Annotated in this window: 19 protein-coding genes; 10 read left to right on the top strand and 9 right to left on the bottom strand. The window is 50.3% G+C overall.

The window, feature by feature from the left end; all coding sequences use genetic code 11:
• Positions 1 to 534: 534 nt before the first annotated feature.
• The 4 genes from rpmH to mnmE all read left to right on the top strand — a co-directional run bounded on the left by rpmH (position 535) and on the right by mnmE (position 4,411).
• Positions 535 to 669 (top strand): 50S ribosomal protein L34, encoded by a 135-nt coding sequence (gene rpmH / locus AC5TBW_RS19675; RefSeq protein WP_008959105.1) that lies wholly within the window; start codon positions 535 to 537, stop codon positions 667 to 669.
• A 13-nt stretch (positions 670 to 682) separates the two neighbouring features.
• Positions 683 to 1,075: a ribonuclease P protein component gene (gene rnpA, locus AC5TBW_RS19670; protein WP_495510161.1), complete on the top strand. Its 393-nt coding sequence runs from the start codon at positions 683 to 685 to the stop codon at positions 1,073 to 1,075.
• A 121-nt stretch (positions 1,076 to 1,196) separates the two neighbouring features.
• Positions 1,197 to 2,888: a membrane protein insertase YidC gene (gene yidC / locus AC5TBW_RS19665; protein ID WP_495510160.1), complete on the top strand. Its 1,692-nt coding sequence runs from the start codon at positions 1,197 to 1,199 to the stop codon at positions 2,886 to 2,888.
• Positions 2,889 to 3,040: 152 nt separating this feature from the next.
• Positions 3,041 to 4,411: a tRNA uridine-5-carboxymethylaminomethyl(34) synthesis GTPase MnmE gene (gene mnmE / locus AC5TBW_RS19660; protein ID WP_495511996.1), complete on the top strand. Its 1,371-nt coding sequence runs from the start codon at positions 3,041 to 3,043 to the stop codon at positions 4,409 to 4,411.
• Between the two features lie 21 nt (positions 4,412 to 4,432).
• Here the strand turns inward: mnmE and AC5TBW_RS19655 are convergent, their stop codons facing one another.
• The 4 genes from AC5TBW_RS19655 to rdgB form a co-directional block, all read right to left on the bottom strand.
• Positions 4,433 to 5,278: a 23S rRNA (adenine(2030)-N(6))-methyltransferase RlmJ gene (locus tag AC5TBW_RS19655; RefSeq protein ID WP_495510159.1), complete on the bottom strand. Its 846-nt coding sequence runs from the start codon at positions 5,276 to 5,278 to the stop codon at positions 4,433 to 4,435.
• Positions 5,279 to 5,368: 90 nt separating this feature from the next.
• Positions 5,369 to 6,043 (bottom strand): YiaD family glycine zipper/OmpA-like lipoprotein, encoded by a 675-nt coding sequence (locus tag AC5TBW_RS19650; protein WP_280105223.1) that lies wholly within the window; start codon positions 6,041 to 6,043, stop codon positions 5,369 to 5,371.
• 46 nt (positions 6,044 to 6,089) lie between these two features.
• Complete coding sequence (gene hemW, locus AC5TBW_RS19645; protein ID WP_495510158.1) at positions 6,090 to 7,274, bottom strand: radical SAM family heme chaperone HemW; 1,185 nt, start codon at positions 7,272 to 7,274, stop codon at positions 6,090 to 6,092.
• Entirely contained in the window at positions 7,267 to 7,875 is a 609-nt protein-coding gene (gene rdgB / locus AC5TBW_RS19640) for an RdgB/HAM1 family non-canonical purine NTP pyrophosphatase (RefSeq protein ID WP_495510157.1), read from the bottom strand. Before rdgB ends, hemW begins: the two co-directional genes overlap by 8 nt.
• 284 nt (positions 7,876 to 8,159) lie before the next feature.
• On the opposite strand from rdgB, the gene AC5TBW_RS19635 reads away from it, so the two are divergent.
• From AC5TBW_RS19635 to AC5TBW_RS19610, 6 genes are all read left to right on the top strand, one after another.
• Entirely contained in the window at positions 8,160 to 8,852 is a 693-nt protein-coding gene (locus AC5TBW_RS19635) for a LuxR C-terminal-related transcriptional regulator (RefSeq protein ID WP_495510156.1), read from the top strand.
• 80 nt (positions 8,853 to 8,932) lie between these two features.
• Positions 8,933 to 9,397 (top strand): CsgE family curli-type amyloid fiber assembly protein, encoded by a 465-nt coding sequence (locus AC5TBW_RS19630; RefSeq protein WP_495510155.1) that lies wholly within the window; start codon positions 8,933 to 8,935, stop codon positions 9,395 to 9,397.
• Positions 9,397 to 9,825: a curli assembly protein CsgF gene (locus AC5TBW_RS19625; RefSeq protein WP_495510154.1), complete on the top strand. Its 429-nt coding sequence runs from the start codon at positions 9,397 to 9,399 to the stop codon at positions 9,823 to 9,825. The genes AC5TBW_RS19630 and AC5TBW_RS19625 overlap by 1 nt, the downstream gene beginning before the upstream one ends.
• A gap of 84 nt (positions 9,826 to 9,909) precedes the next feature.
• Positions 9,910 to 10,740, top strand: coding sequence for a CsgG/HfaB family protein (locus AC5TBW_RS19620; protein WP_280105217.1), 831 nt, complete (start codon positions 9,910 to 9,912; stop codon positions 10,738 to 10,740).
• Between the two features lie 258 nt (positions 10,741 to 10,998).
• Positions 10,999 to 11,499, top strand: coding sequence for a hypothetical protein (locus tag AC5TBW_RS19615; RefSeq protein ID WP_495510153.1), 501 nt, complete (start codon positions 10,999 to 11,001; stop codon positions 11,497 to 11,499).
• 57 nt (positions 11,500 to 11,556) lie between these two features.
• Positions 11,557 to 12,396 carry a curlin subunit CsgB gene (locus AC5TBW_RS19610; RefSeq protein WP_495510152.1) on the top strand — a complete coding sequence of 280 codons (840 nt, stop codon included), beginning with the start codon at positions 11,557 to 11,559 and terminating at the stop codon, positions 12,394 to 12,396.
• A gap of 91 nt (positions 12,397 to 12,487) precedes the next feature.
• Here AC5TBW_RS19610 and AC5TBW_RS19605 read toward each other — a convergent pair whose 3' ends face one another.
• The 5 genes from AC5TBW_RS19605 to AC5TBW_RS19585 form a co-directional block, all read right to left on the bottom strand.
• Complete coding sequence (locus AC5TBW_RS19605) at positions 12,488 to 12,757, bottom strand: hypothetical protein (RefSeq protein WP_495510151.1); 270 nt, start codon at positions 12,755 to 12,757, stop codon at positions 12,488 to 12,490.
• A 172-nt stretch (positions 12,758 to 12,929) separates the two neighbouring features.
• Positions 12,930 to 14,210, bottom strand: a complete 1,281-nt coding sequence (gene hemL, locus AC5TBW_RS19600) for a glutamate-1-semialdehyde 2,1-aminomutase (RefSeq protein WP_495510150.1) — start codon at positions 14,208 to 14,210, stop codon at positions 12,930 to 12,932.
• A gap of 36 nt (positions 14,211 to 14,246) precedes the next feature.
• A complete protein-coding gene (gene thiD, locus AC5TBW_RS19595; protein ID WP_495510149.1) occupies positions 14,247 to 15,056 on the bottom strand; it encodes a bifunctional hydroxymethylpyrimidine kinase/phosphomethylpyrimidine kinase in 810 nt (269 codons plus the stop codon).
• Positions 15,056 to 15,487, bottom strand: a complete 432-nt coding sequence (gene hemJ / locus AC5TBW_RS19590; protein WP_495510148.1) for a protoporphyrinogen oxidase HemJ — start codon at positions 15,485 to 15,487, stop codon at positions 15,056 to 15,058. The genes thiD and hemJ overlap by 1 nt, the downstream gene beginning before the upstream one ends.
• A gap of 61 nt (positions 15,488 to 15,548) precedes the next feature.
• Positions 15,549 to 17,348, bottom strand: a complete 1,800-nt coding sequence (locus tag AC5TBW_RS19585; RefSeq protein ID WP_495510147.1) for a chloride channel protein — start codon at positions 17,346 to 17,348, stop codon at positions 15,549 to 15,551.
• Positions 17,349 to 17,488 lie beyond the last annotated feature (140 nt).

The following is a 17,488-nucleotide window of genomic DNA, read 5'->3' as shown; positions in this document are numbered from 1 at the left end:
TCATCTCACCATCGGTTGAAAACGGCCGACCATTGTAGCGCCCAAAGCCTCGGTTATCCACATAGGTTTAAGCTTCGATATTGCCCTGTGGACAACTTACAGCAAGCGTACGGGATAACCTCGTGAAGGAAAGGGGACAAGTATTAAAAAAGCACTTCTCGTTGGGGTTAGTCACATCTATTCAACACCTTGTAGACCGTTTATACGGAACTTACACACAGATTTTTTATCATCATAGGCTATTGAAAAATAGTTATTAAAACCACTTATCCACAAATAGTATCCCCACTATTAATAACAACAGGTTTAGAACTACTAATTAGTAATAATAGTAGTAGCCGCCATGGTAACTCTTCATCCAGACAGCATGGTTGTAAGTGCGCCACAACGCTTTTTATGCAAGGAAAAATTGCACCGAGCAGAGGAAGTCTCTACAATTTCCGGTCTTGAATTGAATCTCCCCGGCTAGTTCCTCACTGGACCGGGCTTTTTGGAATTCACTTTCCGTCCTAAACCACGTGGGAATAACGAGTTATGAAACGCACTTTTCAACCTAGCGTTCTCAAGCGCAAGCGCGCGCATGGCTTCCGTGCTCGTATGGCAACCAAAAACGGTCGCGCCGTCCTCGCACGTCGCCGTGCCAAGGGCCGCAAGCGTCTGAGCGCCTGATCTCGGATTGCGTGTGCCGCAGCAAGGCTTTCCCCGGCAATTACGGTTACTAAATGCTGGGGATTTTAGTCACGTGTTTGATCAAGCCGACCTTAAAGTGCATGGCAAAGGTATGATGGCGCTAGTTCGCCTAAATACTCGGGGACACCCCCGCCTTGGACTAATAGTCAGCAAGAAAAATGTCAAACGCGCCGTTGATCGCAACCGTTTCAAGCGTCTCGTTCGAGAATCCGTCCGCCTTCGTCAAGATCACTTACCCTCTGTGGATATTGTGGTGCTTGCACGGCGCGGCGTTCAGGACATTGATAACGACACCTTGCATCGCCAGTTACACGGCATGTGGAAGCGACTTCAGCGTGACGCACAGGCGGTGATCGCAGCACCAACGCCTGAGCACGACACGTGACCTTTGGTGCACACCTCGCCGCTCGACCTCGGCCTGCCGTCTGGCAGGCTTTCGTGTGTCAAGGGTCGAGTAAATGACACTGCGCCATTAGCATGTTCACCACCCAGCGGGCAGAACCCTCATGGACGTAAAACGACTTTTATTACTGATTCCACTAGCCGTACTGGCGTACTTGCTAGTCGTCCAGTGGAATCAGGATTACGGGCAGCCGAATTACGATTCAGTGCCTGAAACGACGCAACGCAGCAATACCACATCATCTAGCAATACTGGAGATGGAGAAGGCGGCTTAGCGGTACCGAGTACATCTTCACAGCCAAATGCGGTAGGTGAAGGTATTCCTGACGATACCGAAAGCGAGACGTCGAGCCGCGACTTCATTGCCGTGACCACCGATGTCCTTGATGTGCGCATTGATCCACACGGTGGCGATATTGTTTATGCCGCATTACCGCAGCACAAACTCTCTCTGGATTCAGACCGTAACTATGTACTGTTATCCGATAACAGTAGCCGTAGCTATGTGGCTCGCTCAGGTCTGCAGCTCGATGGCCAAGCCAGCCGTATCGCGTTCACGCCTGAAAACTCTGAGTACCGTCTAGGCGATAATGATGACGAGCTAAGTGTTGATCTAACCGCTGATGTTAACGGTGTTGAGATCATTAAGCGTCTAACCTTTGAGCGCGGCAGCTATGCGGTCAATGTCAATTACTACTTGGCCAACAACACGGGGGCGCCTATTAGTGCGCGCTTTATCGGCCAGTTGGCACGTGACAATAGTCCTGATCCTTCAAGCGGTGTCTCCATGGGGATGAAGTCCTATTTAGGTGCGGCTTACTCAACGCCTGATGCACGCTACGAGAAGATCGACTTTGAGGATATTCAAAACCATAACTTTGAAAACCGTGAAGCCCAAGGCGGCTGGATAGCCATTATTCAGCACTACTTTGTGTCGGCATGGGCACCCGAGCAGGATCAACAAAACCTTTACTACGTTACCACTGACTCCAGTAACCGTAACGTGGTTGCCTTTGCTGGCCCCACTAGCACGGTTGCAGCCGATAGCGAAGCGTCCCTGGGGGCAACCCTCTATATGGGGCCGAAGGTGCAGGACTACCTCGAGCAAGTCGCTCCCAACCTGCAATTAACCGTGGATTACGGTTGGCTGTGGTTTATCGCCAATCCCCTCTTCTGGCTACTGGATCATATCCACGAGGTAGTTGGTAACTGGGGCTGGTCGATAGTGTTGTTGACGATATTGGTGAAGACGGTACTGTTCCCGCTTTCTGCCAAAGCGTACAAGTCCATGGGTCGGATGCGTAAACTGGGCCCGGAAATGCAGCGCCTGAAAGAGATGTATGGCGACGACCGGCAAAAAATGTCGCAAGAGATGATGAAGTTCTACCAGAAGGAGAAGATCAATCCGCTGGGGGGCTGTCTACCTATTGTGATTCAGATGCCCGTTTTCATCGCCCTGTACTGGATGCTGCTGGAATCAGTAGAACTGCGTCACGCGCCGTTTATGTTCTGGATTCAAGATCTATCGGTTAAGGATCCGCTCTTCATCCTACCGATCCTGATGGGCATTTCGATGTTCGTTCAGCAGATGTTGAACCCAACACCCCCGGACCCTATGCAGGCGAAGATTATGAAGATGCTGCCTATCATCTTTACCTTCTTCTTCCTGTGGTTCCCGGCCGGTCTGGTCATCTACTGGGTGGTTAACAACATCATTTCGGTGGCGCAGCAGTATTATATTACTCGCAAAATCGAAAACGATCCGAATATCGGTAAAGGGTTGAAAACTAAATAGTTAAAAACTAAGCAGTTAAAAACCCAGCCATCCGACGTGTTAATTAGCACCTTCAGACCCCCGCCCCGAGCGGGGGTCTGGCGTTTTAAGGCCGAAAAACTCACACTAGGTTGATCAATTTCGTTACCTGCCAATTTAATAAGAGATCCATGATGGCCGAACGCCTTTATACACCTGACACCATTGCGGCACTGGCAACGCCACCTGGTCGGGGCGGCGTGGGGATTATCCGCGTCTCTGGCCCCACCTGCCGCGAGATCGCACAAGCCATGGTAGGGCATTGCCCTGCCCCGCGTTACGCTCACTATGGCCCCTTCCAAGGCGCTGAAGGCAGCATTGATGAAGGCATTGCTGTGTTCTTCAATGGCCCTCATTCGTTTACCGGCGAAGATGTTCTGGAACTGCAAGGACACGGTGGCCCCATTATTATGGATATGCTGCTTGAGCGCTGTGTTGCCTTAGGAGCTCGTCTGGCACGACCGGGGGAGTTTTCCGAGCGCGCATTTTTAAACGATAAACTTGACCTGGCCCAGGCTGAAGCAATCGCCGACTTAATCGATGCCACATCACGCTCAGCGGCTGAAAACGCCGTGCGCTCGCTTCAGGGGGAGTTCTCGAAACGCGTTTCGGCGCTGGTCGAGCGGCTGATTGAACTACGTGTTTACGTCGAGGCGGCAATTGACTTTCCTGAAGAGGAGATCGACTTTCTTGCCGACGGTCATGTTGCTCAGCATTTAAACAGCGTTCAGCAAGCGCTAAGCGATGTACGTCAAGCAGCAGGCCAAGGGGCTTTGCTGCGCGAAGGAATGAACGTGGTCATTGCAGGGCGCCCAAATGCGGGTAAATCCAGCCTGTTGAATGCCCTGACAGAACAAGATACCGCGATTGTGACGGATATCGCTGGCACAACCCGGGACGTGCTGCGTGAACATATTCATATCGACGGTATGCCACTCCATATTATCGATACCGCCGGGCTGCGCGACACGCCCGATGCGGTTGAGAAAATTGGCGTTGCCCGGGCATGGGCAGAGATAGAAAAAGCTGATCGTGTCTTACTGCTGGTCGATGCAAGCACGACTGATTCCACCGATCCTATGGCCATCTGGCCCGAGTTTGTTGCCCGTCTTCCTGATCAAACGCGGTTAACCCTAGTGCGTAATAAGATCGATACCAGTGCCGAATCCGCTGGCATTGAATTATCCACATCCACGCCGATCGTCAGGCTATCGGCGAAAACCGGCACAGGTGTGGATAACTTAAAAGCACATTTAAAAGATGTCATGGGCTTTGCTGCCACCACCGAGGGTCGCTTCTCTGCCCGCCGGCGGCATTTAGACGCCTTAGACCGTGCTATGGCAGCCCTTGATACTGGCCGTGCTCAGCTTGATGGCTACGGCGCAGGTGAGCTTCTAGCAGAAGACTTACGTGATGCTCAACAGGCTTTAGGTGAAATCACCGGTGAATTCAGTGCCGATGATTTATTGGGCGAGATTTTCGGCAGTTTTTGTATCGGAAAATAATAGAACTAATTTTGCCACCCATTACTCTCCTACCCACCAGTCCGCCTGATAGCGGCTATCGGCACCAAGCAGCGGTGTAATTGCTTCCATCGCTGCAGCTAGACGTTGATCTAGTCCCCAAGGTGGATTAATCACCAGCATACCGCTGCCAAACATACCGTGAGCCTGCTCGGCAGGTTCGCGCAGCAGCAGTTCGCTGCGCCATATTTTGCGTACGCCACTCTCCTTTAAGGCAGCTAATAGCGTGTGATGATGGCCAGCAGGTAGTAACGGGTACCAAATCAATACCACAGCATGGCGTGCTTTCTCATGCGCAAAGGCTACTGTCTCCGCAACCTCTTGATACTCCACTTTGCGCTCATAGCTGGGATCGATAAGTACACACAGGCGTGGTGTTATCACGGGTAACATGGCCTTTAATCCAGCCAAGCCATCGCCAAACACACGCTGGGCGTGAGGCGATAAGCCTTGAGCGCTGAGTTGCTCATGTTCTCCCGGGTGCAGCTCAAACAGCCTTAATCGATCTTGTTCACGCAAAGAGTGACTTAACCACCAAGGCGAACCAGGATAATGCGTCAGTGATGCTGGCGAAGATTGAGCACTTATTAATACCGCTTTCCAGGCGCTCAGTAACGGGTCATTCAACCCTGTACGAGCTTGCCAGAGTGGCCAAATACCTTCGCGATACTCTTGCAGCCGTTGTGTCTCTTGGGCATTAAGCGGATAGAGGCCTCTACCCGCATGAGTATCAACATATGTAATAGCGGTTTTTTTACGTAATAAGTGCTCAATCACCGCATATAGCGTCAGATGTTTATGCACATCGGCAAAATTACCGGCATGGTAGGCATGTTGGTAAGACAGCATGGAAACTCATCGACAGGTGAATGAAAAAAAGCCCGCCATGTGAGCATAGCGGGCTATAAGCAGCAATAGCTAGATTAAACCAACTGTGGATTAACCTTGGCCATCGCCGGTTGCAGTTAGAGTAATCTCTACACGACGGTTCTGGGCACGGCCCTGCTCATTGTCGTTGCTAGCGACCGGCTGAGTGGCACCATATCCAGAGGTAATAAGGCGCGAGGATGAAACCCCGTTTTGAGATAAGTAACTACCCACGGCTTGAGCGCGACGCTCGGAGAGACGCTGATTATAGCTAGCATCGCCGGTGCTATCGGTGTGGCCTGCAATACTAACGCGAGTATCTTGGTACTGAGTGAGAACATTAGCGACTTCATTAAGAGAGCCGCGCGCTTCACTGGTCAGCTCAGCTGAGTCAAAACCAAAGGTGACACCGCTAGGCATATTGAGCACGATATCGTCGCCACGGCGATCAATCTCAATGCGTGAACCCTGCAAGTTTTCACGCAGTTGCTGCTCCTGGCGATCCATGTAGACACCAATGCCAGCACCGGCAGCCGCACCTACGGCAGCACCAATCAATGCACGGTCACGGCGGCTAGTACTACCGTCGCCAGACAGCGCACCGGCAGCTGCACCCACAGCCGCACCAATACCAGTGCCCATCGCGGTGCTTGAGCGCTGCGTTTGGCCACCGTAAGGGTCCGATGTGGCACAACCCGCTAATAAAATAGCGGCTGCCAGCGGTGTCAGTAGTCGAGAAATACGCATCACTCACTCCTTGTTTATATTCGGGACATCTTTTTTTCGTTACTGGTCAATCTTCACTAATTAAAGCCAGCAACTCATTCAAGAATAATAGACCTTGAGGCGATGCACGCAGCTTTTCAGGCATTTGCATCAAAAGTCCTTTTTTCTCGGCGCTTTGTAAACGCATCAGTAACATATCTGAAGAGAGCCCGGTATTGGCTTTCCATGTCTCCAGCGTCACACCCTCGATGAGTCGCAAAGCGTTCATAGCAAACTCCAACGGCAGATCATCCGTCGTTATAACTTGCTTCCCCGCTATAAACCCACGCAAATCATTGATACGTTTAAGATAAGCATCCGGCTGACGGGTTTTCCAGCGCCGCTCGATGCGCCACTCCCCATTTTCGTCAAGGTGGCTAAGCTTGCCATGGGCACCCGCGCCAATCCCCAGGTAGTCACCAAACTGCCAGTAGTTAAGGTTATGGCGACTCTGATAATTAGCGCTAGCGTAAGCTGAAATCTCGTAGCGCTTAAAACCCGCCTGCTCCAGAAGCTGATGCCCCTTGTCCTGAATATCCCAAAGCGCCTCTTCCTCTGGCAACACTGGAGGGTGAGAGTGAAAGGCAGTATTGGGTTCGAGGGTCAGTTGATACCAAGAAAGGTGTTCAGGTGCTAATGCCAACGCTTGCTCGATATCCTCCATGGCAAGCCGAGGGGTCTGATTGGGCAGCCCATGCATAAGATCAATATTAATATTGGTAAAGCCTGCCTGGCGCGCCTGTGTTACCGCAGTGATCGCTTCATTACCACTATGGATTCGCCCCAGAGCATGCAATTGATCGGGCTGAAAACTTTGAATACCCAGCGAGAGCCGGTTAATGCCTGCTTCCCGGTAACCAATGAAACGCTCTTGCTCAGTGGTACCTGGATTCGCCTCTAAGGTAATCTCAATGCCTTTAGCGAACGGCAAACGGGCTTCAATCTCGCTCATTAATCGATCATAAAACGCAGGCGACAGCAGGCTGGGTGTCCCGCCGCCAATAAAGATGGTTTGAATTTCGCGTCCAGCCGCCAGGGCAAGATCGCTATCCAGATCTTGTAGCAGCGCATCAAGATAAGCAGCTTCGGGTAAATCACGTGGTGTAAAGCCGTGTGTGCCCGGCTCATGAGAATTAAAATCACAGTACGGGCATTTACGGACACACCAGGGGGTATGGATATACAGAGATAGTGGCGGCAGCGTATCAGCCATGTGCCACCTTCAATAACTCAACTAACCCTTGCAGCGCACGACCACGATGACTAAGGCGGTTTTTACTTTCACTGGGCAGCTCGGCAACACTCATACCCTGGTCGGGTAACCAGAAAAGCGGGTCATAGCCGAACCCTTCCTTTCCCCGTGGATGGGCGAGAATCTCGCCTTCCCAGCTACGCTGCACAATCACTGGTACAGGATCTTTAGGATGGCGCAAATAAACAAGTACACACCAGTAACGGCCACTGCGCTGCCCTTCTGCACAGTCGCTTAACGCCGCTAACAACGCTTCATTATTTTTCTCATCGCTTTTCGGTTCACCACCGTAGCGGGCCGAATAAATACCTGGGGCCCCTTGCAGTGCATCTACCTCAAGACCTGAATCATCGGCTAATGCGGGTAACCCACTAATTAGGCTAGCTTCTCGGGCCTTTAATAATGCATTTTCGACGAATGTTAATCCTGTTTCCTCGACCTCAGTAACGCCAAAGTCTGCCTGCGGGCGCACATCGAAGCCTAATGGCGACAGTAATTGGTTGAATTCTCTTAACTTTCCAGCATTCCCACTCGCTAGGACAAGGGTATTGACTGATGCCATGACACGCACTCCAAACAGAAGAGCATCAGTTTACGCGCTCATTGAACGTATCAAAAGCCAGCAAAATGTTACTCAACGTATCTTGAAAACAACCTCAGAATTCTTAGGCAAAAACAAATATAAGCATTTGATATTTATACATATTATAGCAATATAAAAAAACCGCTGGTGGATATAATAATTATTTTTACCACTTATTTAATAACAAAACTTTACGAAACATATCTTATGAGCAACACTTCAAGGGTTACCTGCTCACTCTTTCTTTCTATGAGGGCTTCCCCATGTCGCAGGAAAAGTCTACCGGCTCGGTCTATATCGTTACCGAAAAGAGCCCCCAAGCTCAGCTGTTCGCTGAATACTTGAATAAACATACCGGCTGTCCCATCAGCATCTATTCACCCCAATCAACGTTACCCGTTTCCGCATCGGGAAACGTGCTGATTTTGATTGATAGTGATCATATCGGCGTTGATGCGCTACCGGAGTGGCAAGATAAATTACCCGAGGCGTTAACTAAAACACCTCTAGCTGCTTTCAATATTCATGACATGGATCACGCGCTGGAAGCACTTTCATGTGCTCAGCTAAAAGGCGTGTTTTACCGCAATGAAAGCCTTGAGGTTATTTGTAAAGGCATACACGCGCTACTCGAAGGTGAACTATGGATGTCACGGGACTTAATGGCTCGTCTAATCCTGTTTTATCGCAAGTATCAGAGTAATGCTTTTCGGCCAGCCTGTGGCTTAACCAACCGAGAGATGGAGATCATTTCACTGCTTAGTGCAGGCTCCTCCAATCAGCAAATTGCCGAAAAGCTATTTGTTAGTGAGCACACGGTTAAGTCTCACCTCTACAATATCTTTCGCAAAATCAACGTACATAACCGTATACAAGCGCTCAATTGGATACATCAAAACCTGGGTCCGATTCTGCCCAATATCGAAACCGCTCGCAGCCTGCAGCGTCATCGGTAACGTTTCGCGCCAGGGTGACTCTCATGACATCAATAAAGCGTATTTCAATAGGAATTTTCATCGTAATAGCGTGGCTATCTATGTCTTTAGCGATGGCTAACGAACCTGCCGATCCCGCAGATGCACTACCCGCCAATGAGCAAGAGGCGATTAACGCTATTAATCAGCTCTCTAGTCCTGATGGGCCTGAGGTGCAGCGCAACGCTAACGGGGGCAGTGAGCTAACTGGCGTAATGGTAGATCGCACAATCACCATGGCAGGTAAAACCTTCTACCGCGCTTTTAGCCAACAAGCCATGGATAACCTGATTATCGGTAATGCCACCATCACCATTAATGAGCGCCCAGATGCGCGTTGGGGTAGCCAAATATGGGTAATGGAAGGCAATCAAATGTATTTCCGTACACAGCTCTCCCCAAGGATTAATGAAGCTGACCGTGCCGCCGGGGAAGCCGTACAAACCGTCGAAGAAGCACTACTACGCCAACAATTGGCGTCAGCGCTTAATTCAGACAAAGACTTGGGAACAGAGGAGCTACGTTAATGAAAAACATATTAAAGAAAACAACAGGTAGTGCCCTTGCAACCGGCCTCCTAGTAAGTGTGATAGCACTGCAAGCAAATGCCGGGGAGCTAGTTTATCAGCCGCTTAACCCCTCGTTTGGCGGTGACCCCTTTATGGGTAGCTATTTACTCGGTAAAGCACAGTCGCAAGACACCAATACGGACCCTAACGCGAGAGGTATTGAGTCACTCTCATCCACTGAACGACTTATCCAAAGTCTTGAAAGTCGGTTGATCTCCCAGCTCATCAGTGACGTTGGTGCTGGTGAAGTCGATGAAGGCGCATTTGATAGTGGGGATTTTAGCGTAGTGGTTCGCGATGAAGGCGGACAACTCGTTGTCAGGGTGGTCGATAAAGTGACGGGGGATGTTACCAATATCAGCGTGGGGGGCTTGTTTAACCCTTAATATGTTACCTGTTTTTAAACTAAGAAAAACTAATAAAGCTGTTAGTCAGCCTACTTAATACGATGTGGGATTCAGGGGATCATCATGAAAATTATCGCTACGCTACTCATGGTCAGCTTACTCAGCGGCTGTGCCGGTATGGTTGCAACGTCTGAAAACTTGGAAGGCGCGCAAGCAACGCTAACACCAAGAGGGGCAACATACCAAGATCTGGTCTCTTTGCCACCGCCGGCAGGGCGTATATTTGTATCTGTTTATGACTTTCGAGATCAAACGGGTCAGTATCGACCTGCTCCGGCCAGCACTTTCTCAACTGCTGTAACGCAAGGCGCAGCGGCCATGCTCACCGGTGCATTGGCGGACTCGGGCTGGTTTATACCGCTTGAGCGGGTTGGTTTACAAAACCTGCTTACTGAAAGACGCATTATCCGTGCAGAGTTTGAGCGTTTCGGCCAGCCCGATACGCTGCCATCATTACGCGCTGCTTCAGTGATGCTGGAAGGCGGTATTATTGCCTATGAATCCAACGTTAGAACGGGGGGGGCCGGCGCTGAGTATTTTGGGATTGGCGCATCCGGCCAGTATCAAGTTGACCAGGTAACGGTGAATTTGCGCGCGGTTGAAATATCAACAGGTGAAGTACTAGCGAACGTTACCACCACGAAAACGATTTACTCTAAAGAGATGCGAGCAGGGGTATATCGCTTTATCGATTTTCGTCGTTTGCTAGAAGCTGAAGTGGGACTTACCACGAATGAACCCGTACAACTCGCAGTCATGTCCGCAATTGAATCAGCAGTAATTCATCTGGTAGCACGTGGAGTGGAAAGTAACCTCTGGAACCTTGGTAACAATGTTAATTTTCAAGATACCATTTTGGCAGACTACTTAGATGCCCCAGTGCCTTTGTTATAAAGATCTAAAGTATTGAATCAAAAATAAGGTAACACTAATAAAATTCAAAAAATAGGTAAGGGCTATGCAAATTGCATGGCCCTTTTTTTTCCTAAAATATCTTTATTTAAGTATTAGAAAAATAGTTCTTAGATTCATTAAAAACATGAAAAAATACACCACACAATTAAGAAAACATCTGATAGCGGAAATTTTCAATTGGTCCAAACTCAACACAAGAAATACAAATTGATACAAATGGTTTCAGAGGGAAATATTATGAAACTGAATTACTCCTCAACCAAGCAAGCTGTGCTAGCAGTCATCCTGCTGACGGCAACCCTTTCAGTTTCATCAACAATTAGCGCAGACAACAGTCGAGTTGAACAATTTTCTAAGCAAGTTGCCGCTCAACACAACCAAGGTAACTACAGCATTATTGCGCAAATAGGTAACAACAATCGTACTCATGTTTCGCAATCGGCTAGTTATCAAGCGGGGAATTTCTCTAGCATCTATCAGCTAGGAAACTACAACACAGCAACAGTCACTCAAACCGGCGGCAATAACATTAGTAATGTCTTACAAATAGGTAAAAATCATAAAGCAGATATTACTCAGTCAGGAAGGGCTTCAAGAGAACTAAATTCTTATGTGCGTCAGCTTGGCAATCGGAGTGACGTTCAGATTTCACAATCGGGGAGTGGCTACCGTGGCATTAGTGTTGAACAACAAGCGTTTTCAAGCAATGCACGCCCAGTCACCGTCGAAACCTACTGAGCAACAAACGTTGTCTCAGTAATAACTAAAGCAAGCATGACATAATGGGGAAACACCATGAAAACTCAAATCACCACTATCGCTGCCGCCGTTGCCTTCGCTATGAGCACTGCTGCTTCCGCACAGTACTGGTCAGCTGGTAGCGATTCCACGATTTATCAAGATGGCAATAACAATACTAACGACGTTACCCAGTGGGGATCGCAAAACTCACGCATCTACCAAGAAGGTAGTTATAACTCTGCTACCATAAATCAAGATGACATCTCTGGTGTTGCTACAACGCTACCTGGTCTTAATGACTCTGGAGTAGAGCAAATTGGTAACGGTAACTCGGCTGACGTTACTCAATTAGGCACTATGAACGACTCGACAGTATATCAAGAGCGTAATAATAATAGTGCTTCCGTTGACCAAGAAGGTTATAAAAATGTTTCAGTAGTAGAGCAAATTGGTTTCTTCAATGACGCTGATATTACTCAAGATGGTAAATTCAATGATAGCTACGCTTACATTGAAGGATTCGGTAACGACACTAACGTTAACCAAGATGGTATGGGAAATAAATCAGTAGTAGAACAAATCGGTGGTTTCAATGATGCTGAAATCACACAGAATGGCTCCTATAATGATAGCTACGCCTACATGGATGGTAACAGCAATGACGCTGTTGTTGGCCAAAGCGGTTACTCGCTAGAGAGTACTATTCTAGCCAATGGTGATAACAACACCTATAACGTAGCTCAATCCGGCTATGGTCATGAGTCTTACATCGAAACTTACGGCAGCTACAACACCAACACTGTTGATCAAAGCGGTACCTTCTGGGGTCAACATACCTCTAGCATTGTTACCTATGGCAATGGCAACGTTAACACTGTGAGCCAAGGCAATTAAGCAAAAAGATATTACATTAGATACTCACTCGATGTGCATGCAAACCGCCCCCTTTGGGGCGGTTTATTTATGGCTATCTGAACAGGAGCTGTTAACGAATCATAAGCGTTAAGGTACCCCCCGCTCCTTGAGTAGACGAACGTGAGTGATTACTGCCTTTTTGAATATCCACCTCCAACCGCTCATCGTCAGTTAACAGTTTCACGGTGCCTTCAAGTTCTGTCCCCGTAAACGTGTATTCAGCAGGCACGGTCCCGTGCTCTTCAACGTGCTCAGTAGTTTCGCCTTCATGGGTAATACGCCAGTGGGCAGAAAACTCCGCGCCTGGTGAACCGCTCATGGTGATATGGATCTGGGTCATGTCCTGCTCCTGAGGCGATTGTGCAGCCAGCGGGAAGCAAGCTGCCAGCCCCACTGCGCAAATCACATATCGCCAATCCGTTGGTCGTATCATGATTGTGGATCTCACCTAACCTAAGAGCCGCCCATAATGAGCGGCTCTTGCAGTATAGCGGTCTTTCAGTTACTTGCCGTTACATAACTGAAAAGGCTTTTTCGGCTGCGTCCAGCGTAAATTGAATATCTTCCGGGGTATGGGCGCTGGACATAAAGCCGGCTTCATAAGCGGAAGGCGCCAAGTAAACCCCGTGATCGAGCATTGCGCCAAAGAAGCGGCGGAAGGCATCCGGGTTACAGGCCGTGGCTTGGGCAAAGTTATCTACACGGCTTTGAGAGGTGAAGAAGAGCCCAAACATGCCGCCCGCCGACTGCGTCATCATCGGTACTCGTGCAGCATTGGCACGCTCCTGAAGGCCTAAACAAAGGGTATTAACCCGCTGGGTGAGCGCATCATGAAAACCCGGTACCTGTAGCTTGGTTAGCAAAGCAATGCCCGCCGCCATGGCCAGTGGATTACCCGACAAGGTACCCGCTTGATAAACCGGCCCAAGGGGTGAAATATTTTGCATTATCTCACGCTTGCCGCCAAATGCGCCCACCGGCATGCCACCACCGACAATTTTCCCCAAACAGGTTAGATCGGGCACTATGCCGTAGTGGGCTTGGGCACCGCCCAATGCCACTCGAAAACCGGTCATCACTTCGTCAAAAATAAGCACGCTGCCGTACTCGTTACATACCCGACGTAGTGTTTCCAGGAAGCCCGGCTGGGGTGGAATACAGTTCATATTGCCGGCAACGGGTTCAACGATAATGCAGGCAATCTGATCGCCAATTTCAGTAAAACAAGCCTCTACTCCTTCGGGGTCGTTAAATGACAGAGTAATGGTGTGTTCAGCCAGTGAAGCGGGCACCCCCGGTGAGCTGGGCTCACCGTGGGTGAGTGCCCCCGAGCCGGCTTTTACCAGCAGTGAGTCAGAGTGACCATGGTAATTACCTTCAAACTTCACGATCTTATCGCGACCGGTACTACCTCTAGCCAAGCGAATTGCGGACATTGTCGCTTCGGTACCCGAGCTGGTCATGCGCACCATATCCATGGAAGGGATCATCTCGCAGATCAAATCTGCCATGGTGGTTTCGACAGCGGTAGGGGTACCGAAAGACAGGCCGTTATCTAACCGTGCCCGTACAGCATTCAATACGTCTTGATCGGCATGCCCAGTGATCATCGGTCCCCAGGAACCCACATAATCCACGTACCGATTGCCTTCAACGTCAAATAGAAAGGCGCCCTGGGCACGCTCCATAAAGACCGGCGGGCGGTGTAAACCTTTAAACGCTCGCACGGGTGAATTTACTCCGCCCGGGATATGGCGACTGGCAAGGTCAAACAGTTCAGCTGATGTGGTCATGGCATCCTCTCGGTCAATGGCATACAGAAGATAGGATTAAAAACGGACAGCTCTTGAAAAGCGGTTGGGTAAACACTGGCCACTAGGCGGCTGAAAACCCTGAGACAGGCTCTGCCAAGTAAAGTGCTGAGCTTGCTCACATGCTGTTGGTAATCGCTCACCAACAGCCAAACGCGCCGCAATAGCTGCTGCTAGTGTGCAACCTGAACCGTGAAACAGTTCGGGCAAACGCGGCCACTGCCATTGCCGGGTGGTGTCGGGTGAGTGCAGGGTGTGGACGACTTGCTGATCGTTGCCAGGCAACGGTTCGTCAGTGGCAGTCACTAAAATGGCTTGGCACCCTTGTGACATCAGCGACACCGCGCGGGCCGTATCGTCGAAAGGCGTAATGATGTCCGGCGTAAGCTGAGACAGTTCAGCACGATTTGGCGTTAAGATATCCACAAGCGGTAGCAATCGGTCGATGAACAGACGACGCAAACCGGGTGTGGATAACTCAGTTCCACCTCCAGCCCTAAATACTGGATCGGCCACCACAGGAATGCCCGGAAAACGACGGATAATTTGTTCCGCTGCACGTAATGTCGCTTCGTCAGCAAGCAAGCCAACCTTAATCGCCGCAACCTGCATTTCACTAATTGCCTCGGCCATTTGCCGCATCGCGCTAGCATCAGCGGGGATTACTCGCGTTACATTATGGCAATTTTGTACCGTCAGCGCAGTGGGGATCGTTACCGCCCAGCCACCACAAGCAGCAATGGCTTCACTATCAGCGATGATACCCGCACCGCCGGTCGGATCGTGCCCAGCGAGTACCAACACCACGGGAGGAAGCGGTTGGCGCATCAAAAGGGCTTCACAACAGCGAGAAGAACAATCGCTACCAGCGCAATCACCGGTGCTTCGTTAAACCAGCGAAAAAACACATGACTTTTGGTACATCTGTTTTGGGAAAATTGCTTTAAATAGATCAAACAAACGTGATGGTAGGCAATCAGCACGACCACTAGCGCAAGCTTGGCGTGCATCCACCCCTGGCTAAGCCATTCGGGCACCAAGTAGAGCATCCAACCGCCAAAAATCAGTACCGCAATCATCGATGGTGTCATGATCCCGCGGTAGAGTTTACGCTCCATCGTTTTGAAATAAGCGATCGCTTGGTCATCGCCATTATCTCTGGCGGTGGCATGGTAGACATACAGCCGCGGTAAATAGAACAGGGCGGCGAACCAGGTCACCACTGCCATTAAGTGAATAGCCTTCACCCATAGGTACATTGTCGCTCCTTAAAGTGATAAATCCTTGTGCCCCTGCGTCTGGGTCTTGAAAACTAGGGTGTTACGTATCAGAGCCACGAGATTCGGTACCACGGGGATCCGAGTAATGATAATAACGCTCAATGGCGCCACGGGTAATAATACCTGAAATACGCTGCTGCTTAGGGCGATAACCGTGTACTACATAGAGTGCACCCAAGGCGTCATCCTGGAGTTTTAAGAATGCTTCGGAAAGTGTCGCCTGTAGGCCTATCGGCGCTAGCTCCAACCGCTGGCCAGGAATTTCCAATAGATCTATTAATTCATCCTCGGGCGGCTCCTTACCTTGTAGCGCTTCATCGTGCTCAAGTAGCCAACGCGCCAATTCAGCAGCTTTGAGCGCCAGCACCGGTTTATCCTCACTTGAACGCTCAATCACTAACCACACCGGGTTCGTTTCTAGTAATACCCGCGCCCGATCTGGCGTGATCATCCGCTCTGTGCGCACTAGCTGCCGCTCCATCACCGCCGGCACTGAGACCCGCGAGAGTGCCTGCATCAAGGGTTGCTGAAGCGGATGCAGCCCATAGCGAACAGTGCTGATAAAAAAACCTTCACAACCAGTTAATTGTCGCGAGGTTAAACACGCAACCACCACCGCTAACATTCCGGGAAGCATGATACTCGGCGTATGGGTTAACTCCAAAAGTGCCATCAGCGCAGCAAGGGGTGCTTGTAAAACCGCGCCCATCATTGCTGCCATGCCTAGCATGGCGTAAATACCTGGATCGGCCGCTTTGTCTGGCCAAAACCAACCACCGAGCATACCAAACAGTGCGCCTGTGGCGGCCCCCACTACTAACACCGGTCCAACAATGCCGATAGGAACACCCCCAGCAACGGTTAGCGCCGTAATCAACAGTTTGGCAATCATCAGCGCCAGCAGTACTTTGATCTCCAATTGATTATTGAGTGCCGCTGCCACGCTGTCGTAGCCGATACCCTGCACCTGAGGAAACCACCAAGCGACTGCGCCAGTCGCCAAGCCTACTAACCCAAGGCGCACCCAAAGCGGCCACGCCATAATGCGCTGGCTACGTGAAATATGGATAAATAGACCGGCCAGTAAGCCAATTACCAATCCTGTCACTACGATCCACGGGAGGTTGATCAACGACCCCAGAGCCACTTCAGGAATGCGGAAGGCAGGTTCGTTGCCGTAGGCTAGCTGCGCCACTAACGCACCCATGGTGGAGGCCAAGATGACGGGCATAAAGCTCATCAAGGTGTACTCCATCATCACCACTTCCATAGCAAAGATGACGCCCGCGATAGGCGTGTTAAAAGAGGCGGAAATAGCTGCTGCGGTACCACACGCCACGAGTACTCTCAGGCTATTATTAGGCAAGCGAATCTGCTGACCAAGCCCGCTTGCCGCCGCAGCCCCCAAGTGAATCGCCGGGCCCTCACGACCAGCGGAGAGGCCACCTAGCACCACGACAACCCCCACCCACCACTGATTCAACCAGTTGCGTAACGGAAAGCGGCCCTGATGATAGGTAAGCCGCTCAATCACATGGCCAACGCCCAGCTTGCGCGCTGCCGGTTTTTGCCGGTACAGCAGCACACCCACAAGGGTAACCGCCAGCATAGGTAGCAGCGCACGCAGCCAGGGCGCCATGCTTTCAAATGCTTCTGGATCGCCATCGGTCATGTAGAGAGCGGCGCCCGCTTCCAATAGCAGCCGAAACGCCACCATCACAGCGCCGGTAATAACCCCCGAGACAAGGCCCAGCAAACAGAGTTGCGGAAGGGCGTCGACGTTGGCCAACTGGCGACGAAAACTCTCTAAGGTAAAATCCGATCGGGAAAAACGCGCCACAGCGACCTGCCTTGTTTTGGTCTTCTTAATGTTCTTATCTATCTACCCTCTTGTGTATCATAGCCCGATACACTTCGACAGCCCGCAGCAATCCGCTTAGGCTGTAAAACTGTTTCATTAAAAACGTTTGGCGCAATCCG

Source organism: Vreelandella sp. ssv, from assembly GCF_059448525.1.
The sequence above is the reverse complement of the archived record's forward strand: the minus strand, read 5'-3'. Positions and strand labels throughout refer to the sequence as shown.

Excerpts from the sequence above, each read along its gene's own strand:
- thiD (WP_495510149.1), bottom strand. The coding sequence starts at position 15,056 with ATGCGCCAACCGCTTCCTCCCGTGGTGTTGGTACTCGCTGGGCACGAT.
- rpmH (WP_008959105.1), top strand. The coding sequence starts at position 535 with ATGAAACGCACTTTTCAACCTAGCGTTCTCAAGCGCAAGCGCGCGCAT.
- AC5TBW_RS19625 (WP_495510154.1), top strand. The coding sequence starts at position 9,397 with ATGAAAAACATATTAAAGAAAACAACAGGTAGTGCCCTTGCAACCGGC.
- AC5TBW_RS19630 (WP_495510155.1), top strand. The coding sequence starts at position 8,933 with ATGTCTTTAGCGATGGCTAACGAACCTGCCGATCCCGCAGATGCACTA.
- hemL (WP_495510150.1), bottom strand. The coding sequence starts at position 14,210 with ATGACCACATCAGCTGAACTGTTTGACCTTGCCAGTCGCCATATCCCG.
- mnmE (WP_495511996.1), top strand. The coding sequence starts at position 3,041 with ATGGCCGAACGCCTTTATACACCTGACACCATTGCGGCACTGGCAACG.
- AC5TBW_RS19605 (WP_495510151.1), bottom strand. The coding sequence starts at position 12,757 with ATGACCCAGATCCATATCACCATGAGCGGTTCACCAGGCGCGGAGTTT.
- AC5TBW_RS19610 (WP_495510152.1), top strand. The coding sequence starts at position 11,557 with ATGAAAACTCAAATCACCACTATCGCTGCCGCCGTTGCCTTCGCTATG.
- AC5TBW_RS19620 (WP_280105217.1), top strand. The coding sequence starts at position 9,910 with ATGAAAATTATCGCTACGCTACTCATGGTCAGCTTACTCAGCGGCTGT.
- AC5TBW_RS19655 (WP_495510159.1), bottom strand. The coding sequence starts at position 5,278 with ATGCTGTCTTACCAACATGCCTACCATGCCGGTAATTTTGCCGATGTG.
- yidC (WP_495510160.1), top strand. The coding sequence starts at position 1,197 with ATGGACGTAAAACGACTTTTATTACTGATTCCACTAGCCGTACTGGCG.
- AC5TBW_RS19635 (WP_495510156.1), top strand. The coding sequence starts at position 8,160 with ATGTCGCAGGAAAAGTCTACCGGCTCGGTCTATATCGTTACCGAAAAG.
- AC5TBW_RS19615 (WP_495510153.1), top strand. The coding sequence starts at position 10,999 with ATGAAACTGAATTACTCCTCAACCAAGCAAGCTGTGCTAGCAGTCATC.
- rdgB (WP_495510157.1), bottom strand. The coding sequence starts at position 7,875 with ATGGCATCAGTCAATACCCTTGTCCTAGCGAGTGGGAATGCTGGAAAG.
- AC5TBW_RS19650 (WP_280105223.1), bottom strand. The coding sequence starts at position 6,043 with ATGCGTATTTCTCGACTACTGACACCGCTGGCAGCCGCTATTTTATTA.
- hemJ (WP_495510148.1), bottom strand. The coding sequence starts at position 15,487 with ATGTACCTATGGGTGAAGGCTATTCACTTAATGGCAGTGGTGACCTGG.
- hemW (WP_495510158.1), bottom strand. The coding sequence starts at position 7,274 with ATGGCTGATACGCTGCCGCCACTATCTCTGTATATCCATACCCCCTGG.